At 60.1% G+C, this 15969-nt stretch carries 10 protein-coding genes; 9 read left to right on the forward strand and 1 reads right to left on the reverse strand.

Annotated features, from left to right (window positions below; translation table 11 throughout):
- Positions 1-224: 224 nt before the first annotated feature.
- Entirely contained in the window at positions 225-2666 is a 2442-nt protein-coding gene (locus VD17_RS11685) for a penicillin-binding protein 1A (RefSeq protein WP_440130565.1), read from the reverse strand.
- Positions 2667-2884: 218 nt separating this feature from the next.
- Between VD17_RS11685 and VD17_RS11690 the strand changes: the two genes are divergently transcribed.
- From VD17_RS11690 to gltB, 9 genes are all read left to right on the forward strand, one after another.
- On the forward strand, positions 2885-3949 hold the full coding sequence (locus VD17_RS11690) for a pilus assembly protein PilM (RefSeq protein WP_046053960.1): 1065 nt from the start codon (positions 2885-2887) through the stop codon (positions 3947-3949).
- Positions 3949-4515, forward strand: a complete 567-nt coding sequence (locus VD17_RS11695; protein WP_046053961.1) for a PilN domain-containing protein — start codon at positions 3949-3951, stop codon at positions 4513-4515. The genes VD17_RS11690 and VD17_RS11695 overlap by 1 nt, the downstream gene beginning before the upstream one ends.
- Positions 4512-5135, forward strand: a complete 624-nt coding sequence (gene pilO / locus VD17_RS11700; RefSeq protein ID WP_046053962.1) for a type 4a pilus biogenesis protein PilO — start codon at positions 4512-4514, stop codon at positions 5133-5135. Before VD17_RS11695 ends, pilO begins: the two co-directional genes overlap by 4 nt.
- Positions 5132-5659, forward strand: a complete 528-nt coding sequence (locus tag VD17_RS11705) for a pilus assembly protein PilP (protein WP_046053963.1) — start codon at positions 5132-5134, stop codon at positions 5657-5659. The genes pilO and VD17_RS11705 overlap by 4 nt, the downstream gene beginning before the upstream one ends.
- Positions 5660-5672: 13 nt before the next feature.
- Positions 5673-7760: a type IV pilus secretin PilQ gene (gene pilQ / locus VD17_RS11710; protein WP_046053964.1), complete on the forward strand. Its 2088-nt coding sequence runs from the start codon at positions 5673-5675 to the stop codon at positions 7758-7760.
- 4 nt (positions 7761-7764) lie between these two features.
- Positions 7765-8283 (forward strand): shikimate kinase AroK, encoded by a 519-nt coding sequence (aroK, locus tag VD17_RS11715; RefSeq protein ID WP_010464421.1) that lies wholly within the window; start codon positions 7765-7767, stop codon positions 8281-8283.
- 151 nt (positions 8284-8434) lie between these two features.
- Complete coding sequence (gene aroB / locus VD17_RS11720) at positions 8435-9535, forward strand: 3-dehydroquinate synthase (RefSeq protein ID WP_033055371.1); 1101 nt, start codon at positions 8435-8437, stop codon at positions 9533-9535.
- A 10-nt stretch (positions 9536-9545) separates the two neighbouring features.
- A complete protein-coding gene (locus tag VD17_RS11725) occupies positions 9546-11144 on the forward strand; it encodes an AAA family ATPase (protein WP_046053965.1) in 1599 nt (532 codons plus the stop codon).
- 350 nt (positions 11145-11494) lie between these two features.
- Positions 11495-15940: a glutamate synthase large subunit gene (gene gltB, locus VD17_RS11730; protein WP_046053966.1), complete on the forward strand. Its 4446-nt coding sequence runs from the start codon at positions 11495-11497 to the stop codon at positions 15938-15940.
- Positions 15941-15969: the final 29 nt, after the last annotated feature.

A 15969-nucleotide genomic window follows, 5' to 3' on the forward strand; every position in this document is an offset into this window, starting at 1 on the left:
GATGGGCTGACCATACATTTTTATGTCTGGGAGTTTTGTAGCGGTAGTAATGGCCTCATCGCGAGCAAGCTCGCTCCCACAGGAGTACGCATTCCAATGTGGGAGCGAGCTTGCTCGCGATGAGGCCATCACTGGCGAATAGTTTTTCAGGCTGTACAGAAATTGCAGATACAAAAAAGCCCCGCTCTTCTTTCGAAGGCGGGGCTTTTTGCAGCTTCAGGCGATCAGAACAAATCGATCGGCGCCGCTTCATCCGCTGGCAGTGGGCTGCCCGGCGCAGTGCCGTTGCCCAGCTCGTTCGCCGACGGTGGCGTGTCTTCGGCCTTGAACAACTCGAAGTAGGCGCCTGGCGTGCCTGGGGTGGCTGCACGGCCGCTGACCGGGTCAACTCGAAGACTGAGAATGCCTTCCGGCTCTGGCTGCGTATGCGGCGGCAGGCCTTTGAGTGCGGCGCCCATGTAACTCATCCAGATCGGCAGGGCGACGGTACCGCCGAACTCCTTGCGACCCAGGCTTTCAGGCTGGTCGAAACCGGTCCAGACAGTGGTCACATAATCGGCGTTGTACCCAGAGAACCAGGCGTCCTTGGACTCGTTGGTGGTACCGGTCTTGCCCGCAATGTCGCTACGGCCCAGGGCCAGGGCGCGGCGGCCGGTGCCGAGTTTGATCACGTCCTCGAGCATGCTGTTGAGGATGAAAGTGGTACGACCATCGACGACGCGCTCGGCCACGGCCGGCGTTTGTGGCGCTGGCTGGGCAGTCAAGGCTTCGCCCGGGGTTGCGTTGACGGTGAAGGCGCTGGCCGCAGCAGGGGCGGCGATGCCGTCGGTCGCGACGTTGCCTTTCGGGACGCTCGGCGGGTTGGCGACGAATAGCGTGTCGCCATTGCGACTTTCAATCCTGTCGATGATGTAGGGGCTGATCTTGTAGCCGCCGTTGGCGAAAGTACTCCAGCCGGTGGCGATTTCCATTGGCGTCAGCGTCGCGGTGCCCAAGGCCAGCGACAGGTTGGGCGGCAGGTCCTGCTTGTTGAAGCCAAAGCGCGTGATGTAATCGATGGTCTTGCCAACGCCCATGGCTTGCACCAACCGGATCGAAACCAGGTTGCGCGACTTGTACAGGCCTTCACGCAAGCGGATCGGGCCGAGGAACGTGTTGGTGTCGTTCTTTGGGCGCCAGACCTTGTCCAGGTACTCGTCGACGAACACGATCGGTGCGTCGTTCACCAGGCTGGAGGCGGTGTAGCCATTATCCAGTGCGGCACTGTAGACAAACGGCTTGAAGCTCGAACCCGGCTGGCGCTTGGCCTGCATGGCGCGGTTGTAGTTGCTCTGTTCAAAGGCGAAGCCGCCGACCAGGGAGCGAATGGCACCGTTCTGCGGATCGAGGGAAACCAGCGCGCCCTGAGCCTGCGGGATCTGGCTGAATTTCAGCGAGTTGTCCGGCTGGCGCTGCACACGAATCAGGTCGCCGACCTGGGCGACGTCCGAAGGCTGCTTCGGATTGGCACCCATGCTGTTGGTATTCAGGAATGGACGCGCCCATTTCATGCTGTCCCAGCCGACGTGTTCGTCGCCGGTACGGGTCATCACTTGCAGGCCGGTCTTGTCGACCTGAGTGACGATGGCAGGTTCAAGGCTGCTGATGGTGCGCTGTTTGGTCAGCTCGATTGCCCAGGCCTCGCGAGTCTTGCCCGGCAGGCGCGACTCCGGTCCGCGATAACCATGGCGCTGGTCGTAGGTCATCAGGCCTTCGTGAACCGCGGTATTGGCCATTTCCTGCAGGTTGCTCGGCACCGTGGTGGTGACGCGGAAACCCTCGGTATAGGCGTCGCTGCCATAACGGCCGACCATTTCGGCGCGGGCCATTTCAGCGATGTACGGCGCATTCACTTCCGGGGTCGGCACGTGATAACTGGCGTTCAGCGGCTCGTTGATCGCGGTGGTGTAGTCGGCTTCGGTGATTTTGCCGAGCTTGTACATGCGCCCAAGGATCCAGTCGCGACGTTCCTTGCTGCGAGCCGGATTGGCCAGCGGGTTGAAGCGCGAGGGGGCTTTCGGGAGACCCGCGATCATCGCCATCTGCGCGAGGCTGACGTCACGAATCGACTTGCCGTAGTAAACCTGGGCGGCGGCTTCGATACCGTAGGCGCGGTTGCCCAGATAGATCTTGTTGACGTACAGCTCAAGAATCTCGTCCTTGGTCAGCTGCCGTTCAATCTGCAGGGCCAGGAGAATTTCGGTGGTTTTTCGCGAGAAACTGCGTTCGCTGGTCAGGAAGAAGTTCTTCGCCACCTGCATGGTGATGGTGCTGCCGCCGGACTGAATGTGTCCGCTTTTTACCAACTGGGTGGCCGCGCGCATCAGGCTGCTGGGGTCGACACCGTAGTGATTGGCGAAGTTGTCGTCTTCAGCACTTAGTAACGCATTAATGAAATTGGGGGGAATGTCGGCGAACCGGATCGGTGTGCGGCGCATTTCGCCAAATTCTGCGATCAGCTTGTTGTCGCTGCTGTAGACCCGCAAAGGAATCTGCAACTGGATGCTTCTCAGCGCCTCCACGGACGGTAAACCCGGACTAAGGTAGAGATAGGCGCCGCTAAGACCGAGGAGCAGTCCGCAGAAAACGGCGACGATGGACCAACCGAAAAATTTCAGCAGACGAATCAAGGCTTTTGGACATCCAGGGCAAAGAATGAATTAGGCATCAGGGTTCAGATAAACAGGGAACGACCCGCGCTTGAAGTAAAAACCGGAGAAAAACGCTGGGCATTATAAGCATTTTTCCGTCGAGAGCGTCATTTGCGCTGCTGTCAAGACGGGTGGTTTGAACGCAATGGATATTACAGAGTCCGTAAGACACGGATAGTCATAGGGAATTGGTAGTGCTAGGACTCTTCAATAAAAAGGCCAATACGCTTCTGGGGATCGACATCAGCTCCACGTCGGTCAAGCTTCTGGAGCTCAGCCGCCAGGGCGACCGCTATCGGGTCGAGGCCTATGCGGTGGAACCTTTACCCACCAACGCGGTGGTCGAGAAAAATATCGCCGAGCTCGAAGGCGTAGGGCAGGCACTCGCGCGCGTGCTGCTCAAGGCCAGAACCAACCTCAGGAACGTGGCCGTGGCCGTGGCCGGTTCGGCGGTGATTACCAAAACCATCGAGATGGACGCCGGTCTTTCCGACGACGAAATGGAAAACCAGCTGAAGATCGAGGCCGATCAATACATCCCTTATCCATTGGACGAAGTGGCCATCGATTTTGAGGTCCAGGGCGTTTCTGCGCGCAATCCCGAGCGAGTCAATGTGCTGCTGGCGGCCTGTCGCAAGGAGAACGTCGAGGTCCGGGAAGCGGCACTGGCCCTGGCCGGCCTGACAGCCCGCGTGGTCGACGTCGAAGCTTATGCGCTGGAGCGTTCCTACGGATTGCTGGCGAGCCAACTGGCGGCTTCTCAGGAGCGTCTGACGGTAGCGGTGGTCGATATCGGCGCCACCATGACCACCCTGAGCGTGCTGCACCAGGGGCGGATCATCTACACCCGCGAGCAATTGTTCGGCGGTCGTCAACTGACGGAGGAAATCCAGCGACGTTATGGCTTGACCATTGAGCAGGCGGGGCTGGCGAAGAAGCAGGGTGGTTTGCCAGACGATTACGTCAGTGAGGTGTTGCAGCCGTTTCGCGATGCGCTGGTGCAGCAGGTGTCGCGTTCGTTGCAGTTTTTCTTCGCCTCCGGTCAGTACAACTCGGTCGATCACATTCTGTTGGCCGGGGGTACCGCATCGGTCCAGGGGCTGGACCGGTTGATCGAGCAACGATTGGGTACGGCGACGCAGGTGGCCAACCCATTCTCCAACATGGCCCTGAGCAGCAAGGTCAACGCCGGTGCCCTGGCCAGCGATGCGCCGGCACTGATGATCGCTTGCGGGCTGGCCCTCAGGAGTTTCGACTGATGGCGCGGATCAATCTTTTACCCTGGCGCGAAGAGCTGCGTGAAGCGCGCCGCAAACGCTTTTTGCTGGCACTGGTCGGTGTGATGGTGGGCGCCGTGGGCGCGGTGCTGATCGCGAGCCAGGCCATCAGCGGCGCTATCGATCGGCAAGTGGCTCGTAACGATTACATCGGCAAACAGATTGCCGTGGTCGACGAGCGGATTAACCAGATCAGCGATTTGAAGGCCCGTCGCCAGCAACTGGTGGAGCGCATGCGCATCATTCAGGACCTGCAAGGCAACCGTCCGGTCAGCGGGCGGATCTTCGATCAGTTAGCGCGTACCTTGCCGGACGGGGTGTACTTCACCGAGGTGAAAATGGCCGGCAAAATCCTTTCCATTACGGGCGCGGCAGAGTCCAACAATCGTGTTTCGGACCTGATGCGTAATCTCGATGCGTCAGACTGGTTCAATGCACCGACCCTGACGGAAGTCAAAGCGACGACCGCTGGTCAGGTGGATCAGGCCAACGTCTTTCAGCTGACCGTTCGTCAGACTCAGCCCGCCGCTGCGGAGGGCGGCAAATGAGGCTGTCTGACTGGTTCGAAGGCCTGCGCAAGATCGACATCAATGACCTGGACACCAATAACATGGGGTCCTGGCCGCCAGCCATCAAGGCATTGGCGGCTTTCCTGCTCATGATCCTGGTGCTTTCGCTGGGCTACAGTTTTTCCATCAGCGACCTTCAGAGCCACCTCGATCTCAAGCGCGAGGAAGAGTCGACCCTCAAGGAGCAATTCGCCAACAAAGCCCATATGGCGGCGAATCTGGAGCTGTATACGCAGCAGATGAAGGAAATGGAGAACTCCTTTGGCGTGTTGCTGCGGCAATTGCCCAGTGACACCGAAGTGCCCGGCCTGCTGGAGGACATCACTCGCACTGGCCTGGGCAGTGGCCTGGAGTTCGAAGAGATCAAACTGCTGCCGGAGAACACGCAGCAGTTCTACATCGAGCTGCCGATCCAGATCACCGTTACCGGTGCCTATCACGACCTGGCCACCTTCGTCAGCGGCGTCGCCGGGCTGCCAAGGATTGTCACCCTGCATGACTTCGACCTTGCGCCGGCCAATCCGGAAGGTGGTCCGAAGTTGCGCATGAGCATCCTCGCCAAGACCTACCGCTACAACGACAAGGGACTGCAAGAATGAGCCCGATTCGTTGTTTTTCGATGGTTGCGCTGGTCGCCGTCCTGGCTGGTTGCGGCAGTGATAATGACTTCAGCGACCTGGATGCGTACATGAACGAAATGCGTTTACGTGCGCCTGGCAAGATTGAACCAACGCCGACGTTTCGGTCTTACCCAACATTCACCTACAGCGCCGCCAACCTGCGAAGCCCGTTTTCGCGACAGATCAGAATCGATCTGGCCGGCCAGAAACACGGCTCGCGCAATGTCAAACCTGACCCGAATCGGGTCAAGCAGTACCTCGAAGGTTTCAACATCGAGCAGTTTGAAATGGTCGGAACGATCGCCAATGCGACCGGCTCCTTTGCGCTGCTGCGCGGGGCAGGCGGGGTGCATCGGTTGAAAGTCGGCGATTACCTGGGGCGTAACGATGGGCGGATCGTCGCCATCAGTGGCTCGCAGGTCGATGTGGTCGAAATCGTTCCTGACGGCGAAGGCGCCTGGCTGGAGCGGCCGCGGACCATCCCTTTGAAAGAACACTCATAGTGGAACTCGAATAATGAACAGGATTTTCTCAACCTTCGGTATTTCGCTATGGATAGCGTTGCTGTCGCCGATGGTACTAGCGGCCAACCTCAAAGCGCTGGATGTCGCCGCGCTGCCGGGGGACCGCGTCGAGTTGAAGTTGTCGTTCGATGGGCCGCCACCGACGCCTCACGGTTACACCACGGAATCGCCTGCACGGATTGCGCTGGATCTGCCCGGCGTCGTCAGTCAGCTAAAAAGCAAAAATCGTGATCTTGGTGGCGGAAATGCCCGCAGCGCCACGGTCGTGGAAGCCAAGGACCGTACGCGGCTGATCATCAATCTGACCCAGTTGACGCCGTACAACGCGCGGGTCGAAGGCAACACGCTGTTCGTGGTGGTCGGCCAAGGTGCCAACAAAACGGCCTCCAGCCCGGCGCCCAAAACACCGCGCGCCGCGACTGCAATGCCAGCTCCGGCGAAAGCCTATGCGCCGGTAGGCAAGGCCATCCGGGGTGTGGATTTCCAGCGCGGCACCCAGGGCGAAGGCAATGTGGTCATCGATCTGTCGGATCCTTCCATTGCCCCGGACATTCAGGAGCGCGACGGCAAGATCATCCTCGGTTTCGCCAAGACCCAATTGCCTGAACCGTTGCGTGTACGTCTGGACGTCAAGGATTTCGCCACGCCAGTGCAGTTCGTCAACGCCAGCGCCACGGGCGATCGGGCCACGATCAGCATTGAGCCCAGCGGCACCTTCGATTACTCGACTTACCAGACCGACAACAAGCTGACGGTCAGCATCCGGCCGATGACGGTCGATGACTTGCAGAAACGCAACACCGAGCGCTTCGCCTACACCGGTGAAAAGCTTTCGCTGAATTTCCAGGACATCGATGTGCGTTCGGTGCTGCAACTGATCGCTGATTTCACCAATCTCAATCTGGTGGCCAGCGACACGGTGCAGGGCGGCATTACGCTGCGTTTGCAGAACGTACCGTGGGATCAGGCGCTGGATCTGGTGTTGAAAACCAAGGGCCTGGATAAACGCAAGATCGGTAACGTTTTGCTGGTCGCACCGGCCGATGAAATTGCCGCCCGCGAGCGTCAGGAACTGGAGTCGCAGAAGCAAATCGCCGACTTGGCCCCCCTGCGTCGCGAGCTGTTGCAGGTCAACTACGCCAAAGCTGCCGATATTGCCAAGCTGTTTCAGTCGGTGACCAGTGCCGAGGCGAAAGCCGACGAGCGGGGTTCGATCACGGTGGATGAGCGGACCAACAACATCATTGCCTACCAGACCCAGGATCGCCTCGACGAACTGCGCCGTATCGTCGCGCAACTGGATATCCCGGTGCGTCAGGTGATGATCGAGGCACGCATCGTCGAAGCCAACGTCGACTATGACAAAAGCCTCGGCGTGCGCTGGGGCGGTTCGTTGCAGAACAAAGGCAACTGGAACACCTCAGGCGTCAGCAACGGGGCGAATGCTTCATCGACTATCGGTACACCTGGCAGCACCAGCACCAACTCGCCGTTCGTCGACATGGGCACCGCCGCCAATACCTCGGGGCTCGGTATCGCCTTCATCACCGACAATGTGCTGCTGGATCTTGAGCTGACGGCCATGGAGAAGACCGGCAACGGCGAAATCGTCTCGCAGCCCAAGGTGGTTACGTCGGACAAGGAAACCGCGAAAATCCTCAAAGGCACGGAGATTCCCTATCAGGAGGCCAGCTCCAGCGGTGCTACTTCGGTGTCGTTCAAGGAGGCCTCGCTGTCGCTGGAAGTGACGCCACAAATCACTCCGGACAACCGGATCATCATGGAGGTCAAGGTCACCAAGGATGAACCGGACTACCTGAACAAGGTGCAGGATGTGCCGCCGATCAAGAAAAACGAGGTCAATGCCAAGGTCCTGGTCAACGACGGCGAGACCATCGTGATTGGCGGAGTTTTCTCAAATACTCAGAGCAAGGTTGTAGATAAGGTGCCATTTCTCGGTGATGTGCCGTATCTTGGCCGCCTTTTCCGGCGTGACGTGGTTTCGGAGAAAAAATCCGAGCTGCTGGTATTTCTCACTCCGCGTATCATGAATAACCAGGCGATTGCTGTGAGTCATTGATTCTGTGCGAAATTTGATTCTTGTTGGACCGATGGGGGCTGGAAAAAGCACCATCGGCCGGTTGCTGGCCAAAGAGCTGCGCCTGCCATTCAAAGATTCCGATAAGGAAATTGAATTGCGCACGGGCGCCAATATCCCGTGGATTTTCGATAAAGAAGGCGAACCGGGCTTTCGTGACCGCGAGCAGGCGATGATTGCCGAGCTGTGCGGCTGCGATGGCGTGGTGCTGGCGACCGGTGGTGGCGCGGTGATGCGCGAGGCCAATCGGCGGGCGTTGCACGCCGGTGGTCGGGTGGTCTATCTGCATGCGTCTGTCGAGCAGCAGGTGGGCCGCACGTCCCGTGATCGCAATCGACCCCTGTTGCGTACTGCCGATCCGGCCAAGACCCTTCGGGATCTGCTGGCGATCCGCGATCCGCTTTATCGTGAAATCGCCGATCTGGTGGTGGAAACCGATGAGCGACCGCCGCGAATGGTGGTGCTCGATATTCTCGAACGCTTGCAGCAGCTACCTCCCCGTTAAAGCGCAGCGCGAAATGCGCTATCCTCGGCGTCCTGTCATGGCCGCTCAAGGTTGTGGCGGATGGCTACCGAACGGCGTCACACCAGCAGACGCCGTGGACATTCGTTAACTCAAGGCAGGACGCCTGATTCCATCTTCACTGTGGGGACACATGCAGACACTCAAGGTCGATCTAGGCGAGCGCAGCTACCCGATTCATATTGGCGAAGGTTTGTTGGATCAGCCTGAGCTGCTGGCCCCGCATATTCGCGGACGGCAAGTGGCGATCATCTCCAACGAGACCGTTGCGCCGCTCTATCTCGAGCGTCTGACCCGCAGCCTCGCACAGTTCTCGGTGGTTTCCGTGGTGCTGCCGGACGGCGAAGCGTTCAAGACCTGGGAAACCCTGCAACTGATTTTTGACGGTCTGCTGACCGCACGGCACGACCGCCGTACCACGGTCATCGCCCTCGGTGGCGGCGTGATTGGTGACATGGCCGGTTTTGCGGCTGCCTGCTACCAGCGGGGTGTCGATTTCATCCAGATCCCGACCACGCTGCTGTCGCAAGTCGACTCTTCGGTGGGCGGCAAGACCGGGATCAACCATCCGCTGGGCAAGAACATGGTCGGCGCTTTCTATCAGCCGAATGTGGTGCTGATTGATACCGCTACCCTCAATACCCTGCCGGCCCGCGAACTGTCCGCCGGGCTTGCCGAGGTCATCAAATACGGGCTGATCTGCGACGAGCCGTTCCTGACCTGGCTTGAAGACAACGTCGATCGCCTGCGCGCCCTGGACCAGGTCGCCCTGACTTACGCCATCGAGCGCTCTTGCGCGGCCAAGGCTGCGGTGGTGGGTGCCGACGAACGGGAGACCGGTGTCCGCGCCACGCTCAACCTGGGTCACACCTTCGGCCACGCCATCGAAACCCACATGGGCTATGGTGTCTGGCTACATGGTGAGGCGGTCGCTGCTGGCACCGTAATGGCCTTGGAAATGTCCACGCGCCTGGGCTGGATCAGCGAGCAAGAGCGCGATCGCGGTATCCGTCTGTTCCAGCGTGCCGGCCTGCCGGTCATCCCGCCTGAAGAGATGACTGAAGCCGATTTTCTCGAACACATGGCAATTGACAAGAAAGTGATCGACGGTCGTTTGCGCCTGGTGCTGCTGCGCCACATGGGCGAAGCGGTGGTGACCGACGATTATCCGAAAGAGGTTTTACAGGCCACGCTGGGAGCGGATTACCGCGCTCTGGCTCAGCTTAAAGGTTAATAAGATCCCGATGACTAGTTTGCACGCCGACGAGGCTTTCCTCGGCCATTACCAGTTGAGTCATGACCCTTTTTCTCCACGGGTGCCTGGCTTCAAATTCTTCCCGGCCCAGCGCAAACCGGTGCTGGGACAACTGCATCACCTGGCACGCTACAGTCAGTTGCTGCTGGTCGTCACCGGCCCGCAAGGCAGTGGCAAGACGCTGCTGCGTCAGGCCCTGGTGGCCAGCACCAACAAACAGTCGGTGCAGAGCGTGGTGGTTTCCGCCCGTGGCGCCGGTGATTCGGCCGGCGTGCTGCGTCAGGTGGCTCAGGCGCTGAACGTCGCCCAGGCCGAGATCGGCGCGATTCTGGCTCAAGTGGTGCAGCTTGCGCTGACGGGGCAGGAAGTCTATTTGCTGGTGGATGACGCCGAGCAACTCGACGAGTCCGCGCTGGAAGCCTTGCTGGCCCTGGCCGCCGGTGCACCGGAAGGTCGCCCGCATGTGTTTCTGTTCGGCGAGTCGTCGCTGATTGCTCAACTGGAGGCGCTGACCCTCGAGGAAGAGCGTTTCCACGTCATCGAATTGCAGCCTTACACCGAAGAAGAAACCCGCGAATATCTGGAGCAGCGGCTCGAAGGCGCTGGCCGGGGTATCGAACTTTTCACCGCAGATCAGATCTCTGATATTCACGAAAGCTCCGACGGTTGGCCTGGCACCATCAACCAGGTTGCCCGCGATGCGATGATCGAAGCCATGATTGCCAGCCGCTCTGCGGTGAAGCGTCCAAGTATGGGGTTCAACATGCCGAAGAAACACGTATTGGCGATTTCCGCCGTTGTCGTGGTCGCGGTAGCCGCCGCCTGGTTGATGCCGGGTCGCAGCAAAGCACCGACCACTGGCGCACCTGCCAACGAGCAGGCGCAACTGCCGCTCGGCCAGGGCACGCCACAACCTAACAGCGGCGGCGCGCCTGCCGTCGAATTCGCCGGTAACTCGCAGCCGATGCCATTGCCGCTGGTCGGCAACTCGCAGCCGGTCATGCGTGGTCCGTTGGCCGAAGCCGCCGGTGGCATCACCGAAGGCGACGACGGCGTGCCGGTCGAAGGTTCGAGCGCTACGCCGCCGACCGTGACCACCACCGCGCCGCCTGCGGGCGTCCAGCCTGGCCCGGCACCGACACCTGCCGCCAAGCCTGTGCCTGCTCCGACTCAGGTCGCGACGGCCAAGCCAGTCCCGGTAGCGCCTGCCGTGAAGCCGGCTCCAGCGCCAGCCAAGCCAGCCGCCGTTGCTGTCGCCAAGCCAGCCGAGAAACCAGTCGCCGCTGCCGCGAAAGCCGCCGGTGGCACTTGGTACGCCGGTCAACCGACGAGCAACTACGTGGTGCAGATCCTCGGCACCAGCTCCGAAGCGGCCGCGCAATCCTTCGTCAAGGAGCAGGGCGGCGAGTACCGTTATTTCAAGAAAGTCCTCAACGGCAAGCCGCTTTACGTCATCACTTACGGTAACTTCGCCAACCGCGATGCAGCCGTTACCGCCATCAAGGCCTTGCCAGCGAAGGTTCAGGCTGGTAAACCTTGGCCTCGCACTGTCGCCAGCGTCCAACAGGAACTGGCAACAACTCGCTGAAGATTCGGCGGCCTTACCCAGGCCGCCTCTCCCGGCACCTCAAAATTTCTACAAGCGCATGCCGCCTCTACAGGCCGCGTGCCTTGTGGTGTCTGCGTCACAGTAGTCTTTGAGTCGTTGCGGTCAAAATTAAAAAAGTTTTGACTAGCACAGCATATCGCTTTAAACCTTTCACAAATGCGACATAGATTTGCGACATTTCGTCGTCAAATTTGTGAGCCTCTGTGTCGGTGTGTACAATGACCTCCCTTTTGCCCCCGCAAAGCTGGCGTACGTTCGGCGCGGATGGTAAGTGGTTGAATTGAAAAGAAATTTGCCTCGATAAGAGGCAGCCTGGTGAGAAAGTGTCTATGAAAGCAGGTCTGTACCAACCAGATGAATTCAAGGATAACTGCGGTTTCGGCCTGATAGCCCATATGCAGGGCGAGCCCAGTCATACCCTTTTGCAAACGGCCATCGAGGCCCTGACCTGCATGACCCACCGCGGTGGGATCAACGCCGACGGCAAGACCGGTGACGGTTGCGGTCTGCTGATTCAAAAGCCGGATGTGTTCCTGCGAGCCATCGCCCAGGAAACCTTCGGCGTCGAACTGCCCAAGCAATATGCGGTGGGCATGGTCTTCTTCAACCAGGACCCGGTCAAAGCCGAAGCCGCTCGCGAGAACATGAACCGCGAGATCCTCGCTGCTGGCCTGACCCTCGTCGGCTGGCGCAAAGTGCCGATCGACACCAGCGTCCTCGGCCGCCTGGCCCTTGAGCGCCTGCCGCAGATCGAGCAAGTGTTCATCGCCGGTGATGGCCTGAGCGATCAGGACATGGCCGTCAAGCTGTTCACCTCCCGTCGTCGCTCGTCCGTGGCCAACGCCGCCGACGTCGATCACTACGTCTGCAGCTTTTCGCACAAGACCATCATTTATAAAGGCCTGATGATGCCGGCGGATTTGACCGCCTTCTATCCAGACCTCAGCGACCAGCGCCTGCAAACCTCGATTTGCGTGTTCCACCAGCGCTTCTCGACCAACACCCTGCCGAAATGGCCGCTGGCTCAGCCGTTCCGCTTCCTCGCCCACAACGGCGAGATCAACACCATCACCGGCAACCGCAACTGGGCCGTGGCCCGTCGCACCAAGTTCACCAATGATCTGATGGACCTGGAAGAACTCGGCCCGCTGGTCAACCGCGTTGGCTCCGACTCCTCCAGCATGGACAACATGCTCGAGTTGATGGTTACCGGTGGTATCGACCTGTTCCGTGGCGTGCGGATGATCATTCCGCCTGCGTGGCAGAACGTCGAAACCATGGACCCGGATCTGCGTGCGTTCTACGAATACAACTCGATGCACATGGAACCGTGGGACGGCCCGGCCGGCGTGGTAATGACCGACGGTCGTTACGCGGTGTGCCTGCTCGACCGTAACGGTCTGCGTCCGGCGCGTTGGGTCACCACCAAGAACGGTTTCATCACCCTGGCCTCCGAAATCGGTGTCTGGAACTACCAGCCTGAAGACGTGATCGCCAAGGGCCGCGTTGGCCCGGGTCAGATCTTCGCCGTGGACACTGAAACCGGCCAGATCCTCGACACCGACGCGATCGACAACCGCTTGAAGTCCCGTCATCCGTACAAGCAATGGCTGCGCAAGAATGCCCTGCGCATTCAGGCGACCATGGAAGACAACGACCACGGTTCGGCGTTCTACGACGTTGACCAGCTCAAGCAGTACATGAAGATGTACCAGGTCACTTTCGAAGAACGTGACCAGGTGCTGCGTCCGCTCGGCGAGCAAGGCTACGAAGCCGTCGGCTCGATGGGCGATGACACGCCGATGGCCGTGCTGTCCCAGCGCGTGCGCACGCCGTACGACTATTTCCGCCAGCAGTTCGCGCAGGTCACCAACCCGCCGATCGACCCGCTGCGTGAAGCCATCGTCATGTCGCTGGAAATCTGCCTCGGTGCCGAGCGCAACATTTTCCAGGAGTCGCCGGAACACGCCTCGCGCGTGATCCTCAGCTCGCCGGTCATTTCCCCGGCCAAGTGGCGCTCGCTGATGAACCTCGATCGTCCGGGCTTCGAGCGCGCGATCATCGACCTCAACTACGACGAAAGCGTCGGCCTCGAAGCGGCGATCCGCAACGTCGCCGATCAGGCTGAAGAAGCTGTGCGCTCCGGTCGTACCCAGGTCGTGCTGAGTGACCGTCGCATTGCCCCGGGCAAGTTGCCGATCCACGCTTCCCTGGCCACCGGCGCGGTGCACCACCGCTTGACCGAAAAGGGCCTGCGTTGCGACTCCAACATCCTCGTGGAAACCGCCACCGCTCGCGATCCGCACCACTTCGCCGTGTTGATCGGTTTCGGCGCCTCGGCGGTCTATCCGTTCCTGGCCTACGAAGTGCTGGGCGACCTGATCCGCACCGGTGAAGTCCTGGGCGACCTCTATGAGGTGTTCAAGAACTACCGCAAAGGCATCACCAAAGGTCTGCTGAAGATCCTGTCGAAGATGGGCATCTCGACCATCACCTCGTACCGCGGTGCGCAGCTGTTCGAAGCCATCGGCCTGTCTGAAGAAGTCTGCGACCTGAGCTTCCGTGGCGTTCCGAGCCGCATCAAAGGTGCGCGTTTCGTCGACATCGAAGCCGAGCAGAAAGCCCTGGCAGCCGAAGCCTGGAGCCCGCGCAAGCCGATCCAACAGGGTGGTCTGCTGAAGTTCGTCCACGGTGGCGAATATCACGCGTACAACCCGGACGTGGTCAACACCCTGCAAGCCGCTGTGCAGCAGGGCGACTACAGCAAGTTCAAGGAATACACGGCGCTGGTGGACAACCGTCCGGTGTCGATGATCCGCGATATGTTCAAGGTGAAAACCCTGGACACGCCGCTGGACATCAGCGAGATCGAACCGCTGGAATCGGTGCTCAAGCGCTTTGATTCCGCGGGCATCTCCCTCGGCGCCTTGTCGCCGGAAGCTCACGAAGCCCTGGCCGAAGCCATGAACCGCCTCGGTGCGCGTTCCAACTCCGGCGAAGGCGGCGAAGACCCGGCGCGTTACGGCACCATCAAGAGCTCGAAAATAAAACAGGTTGCGACTGGCCGTTTCGGTGTGACCCCGGAATACCTGGTCAACGCTGAAGTGCTGCAGATCAAAGTCGCTCAGGGCGCCAAGCCCGGCGAAGGTGGTCAGTTGCCCGGCGGCAAGGTCAACGGTCTGATCGCCAAGCTGCGTTACGCAGTGCCGGGCGTGACCCTGATTTCGCCTCCGCCGCACCACGACATCTATTCGATCGAAGATTTGTCGCAGCTGATTTTTGACCTGAAACAAGTCAACCCGAAGGCCCTGGTCTCGGTGAAACTCGTAGCAGAAGCAGGCGTCGGCACCATCGCTGCCGGTGTGGCCAAGGCCTACGCGGACTTGATCACCATCTCCGGCTACGACGGTGGCACCGGTGCGTCGCCGCTGACCTCGATCAAATACGCGGGCGCTCCGTGGGAACTCGGCCTGGCCGAAACTCACCAGACCCTGCGCGGCAACGACCTGCGCGGCAAAGTGCGGGTACAAACCGACGGCGGCCTGAAAACCGGCCTCGACGTGATCAAGGCTGCCATCCTCGGCGCTGAAAGCTTCGGCTTTGGCACCGCGCCGATGATCGCGCTGGGCTGCAAATACCTGCGTATCTGCCACCTGAACAACTGCGCTACCGGCGTCGCGACTCAGAACGAGAAGCTGCGCAAGGATCACTACATCGGCACCGTCGACATGGTGGTGAATTTCTTCACCTACGTCGCCGAAGAAACCCGTGAGTGGCTGGCCAAGCTGGGCGTGCGCTCCCTCGAAGAGCTGATCGGTCGTACCGATCTGCTGGACATCCTCGAAGGCCAGACCGCCAAGCAGCAACACCTGGACCTGACGCCATTGCTGGGCAGCGATCACATCCCGGCAGACAAACCTCAGTTCTGCCAGGTCGACCGCAACCCACCGTTCGACAAAGGCCTGCTGGCCGAGAAAATGGTCGACATGGCCACCGCGGCCATCAACGACAAGAGCGGCGCCGATTTTGCCCTGGATATCTGCAACTGCGACCGTTCGATCGGCGCGCGGATCTCCGGTGAAATCGCTCGCAAGCACGGCAACCAGGGCATGGCGAATGCGCCGATCACCTTCCGCTTCAAAGGGACGGCCGGTCAGAGCTTCGGTGTGTGGAACGCTGGCGGCCTGAACATGTACCTGGAAGGCGACGCCAACGACTACGTCGGCAAAGGCATGACCGGCGGCAAGCTGGTCATCGTTCCGCCGAAGGGCAGTGTCTACAAGACTCAGGACAGTGCCATCATCGGCAACACCTGCCTGTACGGCGCCACTGGCGGCAAGCTGTTTGCTGCCGGTACCGCGGGCGAGCGTTTCGCAGTGCGTAACTCCGGTGCTCACACCGTGGTGGAAGGCACGGGCGATCACTGCTGCGAGTACATGACCGGTGGTTTCGTCTGCGTACTGGGCAAGACCGGTTACAACTTCGGCTCAGGCATGACCGGCGGTTTCGCCTACGTGCTCGACCAGGACAACACCTTCGTTGACCGGGTCAACCACGAACTGGTGGAAATCCAGCGGATCAGCGGTGAGGCGATGGAAGCCTATCGCAGCCACCTGCAACGCGTGCTGAACGAATACGTCGAGGAAACCGACAGCGAGTGGGGTCGTAACCTCGCTGAAAACCTCGATGACTATCTGCGTCGTTTCTGGCTGGTCAAGCCCAAGGCTGCCAACCTGAAATCGTTGCTTTCCAGCACCCGTGCCAACCCGCAGTGATATGCGCCTGAAGAGTTTGATGAGGTTTT

The sequence above is a fragment of the Pseudomonas fluorescens genome, assembly GCF_000968015.1.
GTDB classification, from domain to species: Bacteria; Pseudomonadota; Gammaproteobacteria; order Pseudomonadales; family Pseudomonadaceae; genus Aquipseudomonas; species Aquipseudomonas fluorescens_W.

Bases quoted from the DNA above. Each gene is read 5' to 3' on its own strand.
- gltB (WP_046053966.1), top strand. From the start codon at position 11,495: ATGAAAGCAGGTCTGTACCAACCAGATGAATTCAAGGATAACTGCGGT.
- aroB (WP_033055371.1), top strand. From the start codon at position 8,435: ATGCAGACACTCAAGGTCGATCTAGGCGAGCGCAGCTACCCGATTCAT.
- pilO (WP_046053962.1), top strand. From the start codon at position 4,512: ATGAGGCTGTCTGACTGGTTCGAAGGCCTGCGCAAGATCGACATCAAT.
- VD17_RS11695 (WP_046053961.1), top strand. From the start codon at position 3,949: ATGGCGCGGATCAATCTTTTACCCTGGCGCGAAGAGCTGCGTGAAGCG.
- pilQ (WP_046053964.1), top strand. From the start codon at position 5,673: ATGAACAGGATTTTCTCAACCTTCGGTATTTCGCTATGGATAGCGTTG.
- VD17_RS11725 (WP_046053965.1), top strand. From the start codon at position 9,546: ATGACTAGTTTGCACGCCGACGAGGCTTTCCTCGGCCATTACCAGTTG.
- VD17_RS11705 (WP_046053963.1), top strand. From the start codon at position 5,132: ATGAGCCCGATTCGTTGTTTTTCGATGGTTGCGCTGGTCGCCGTCCTG.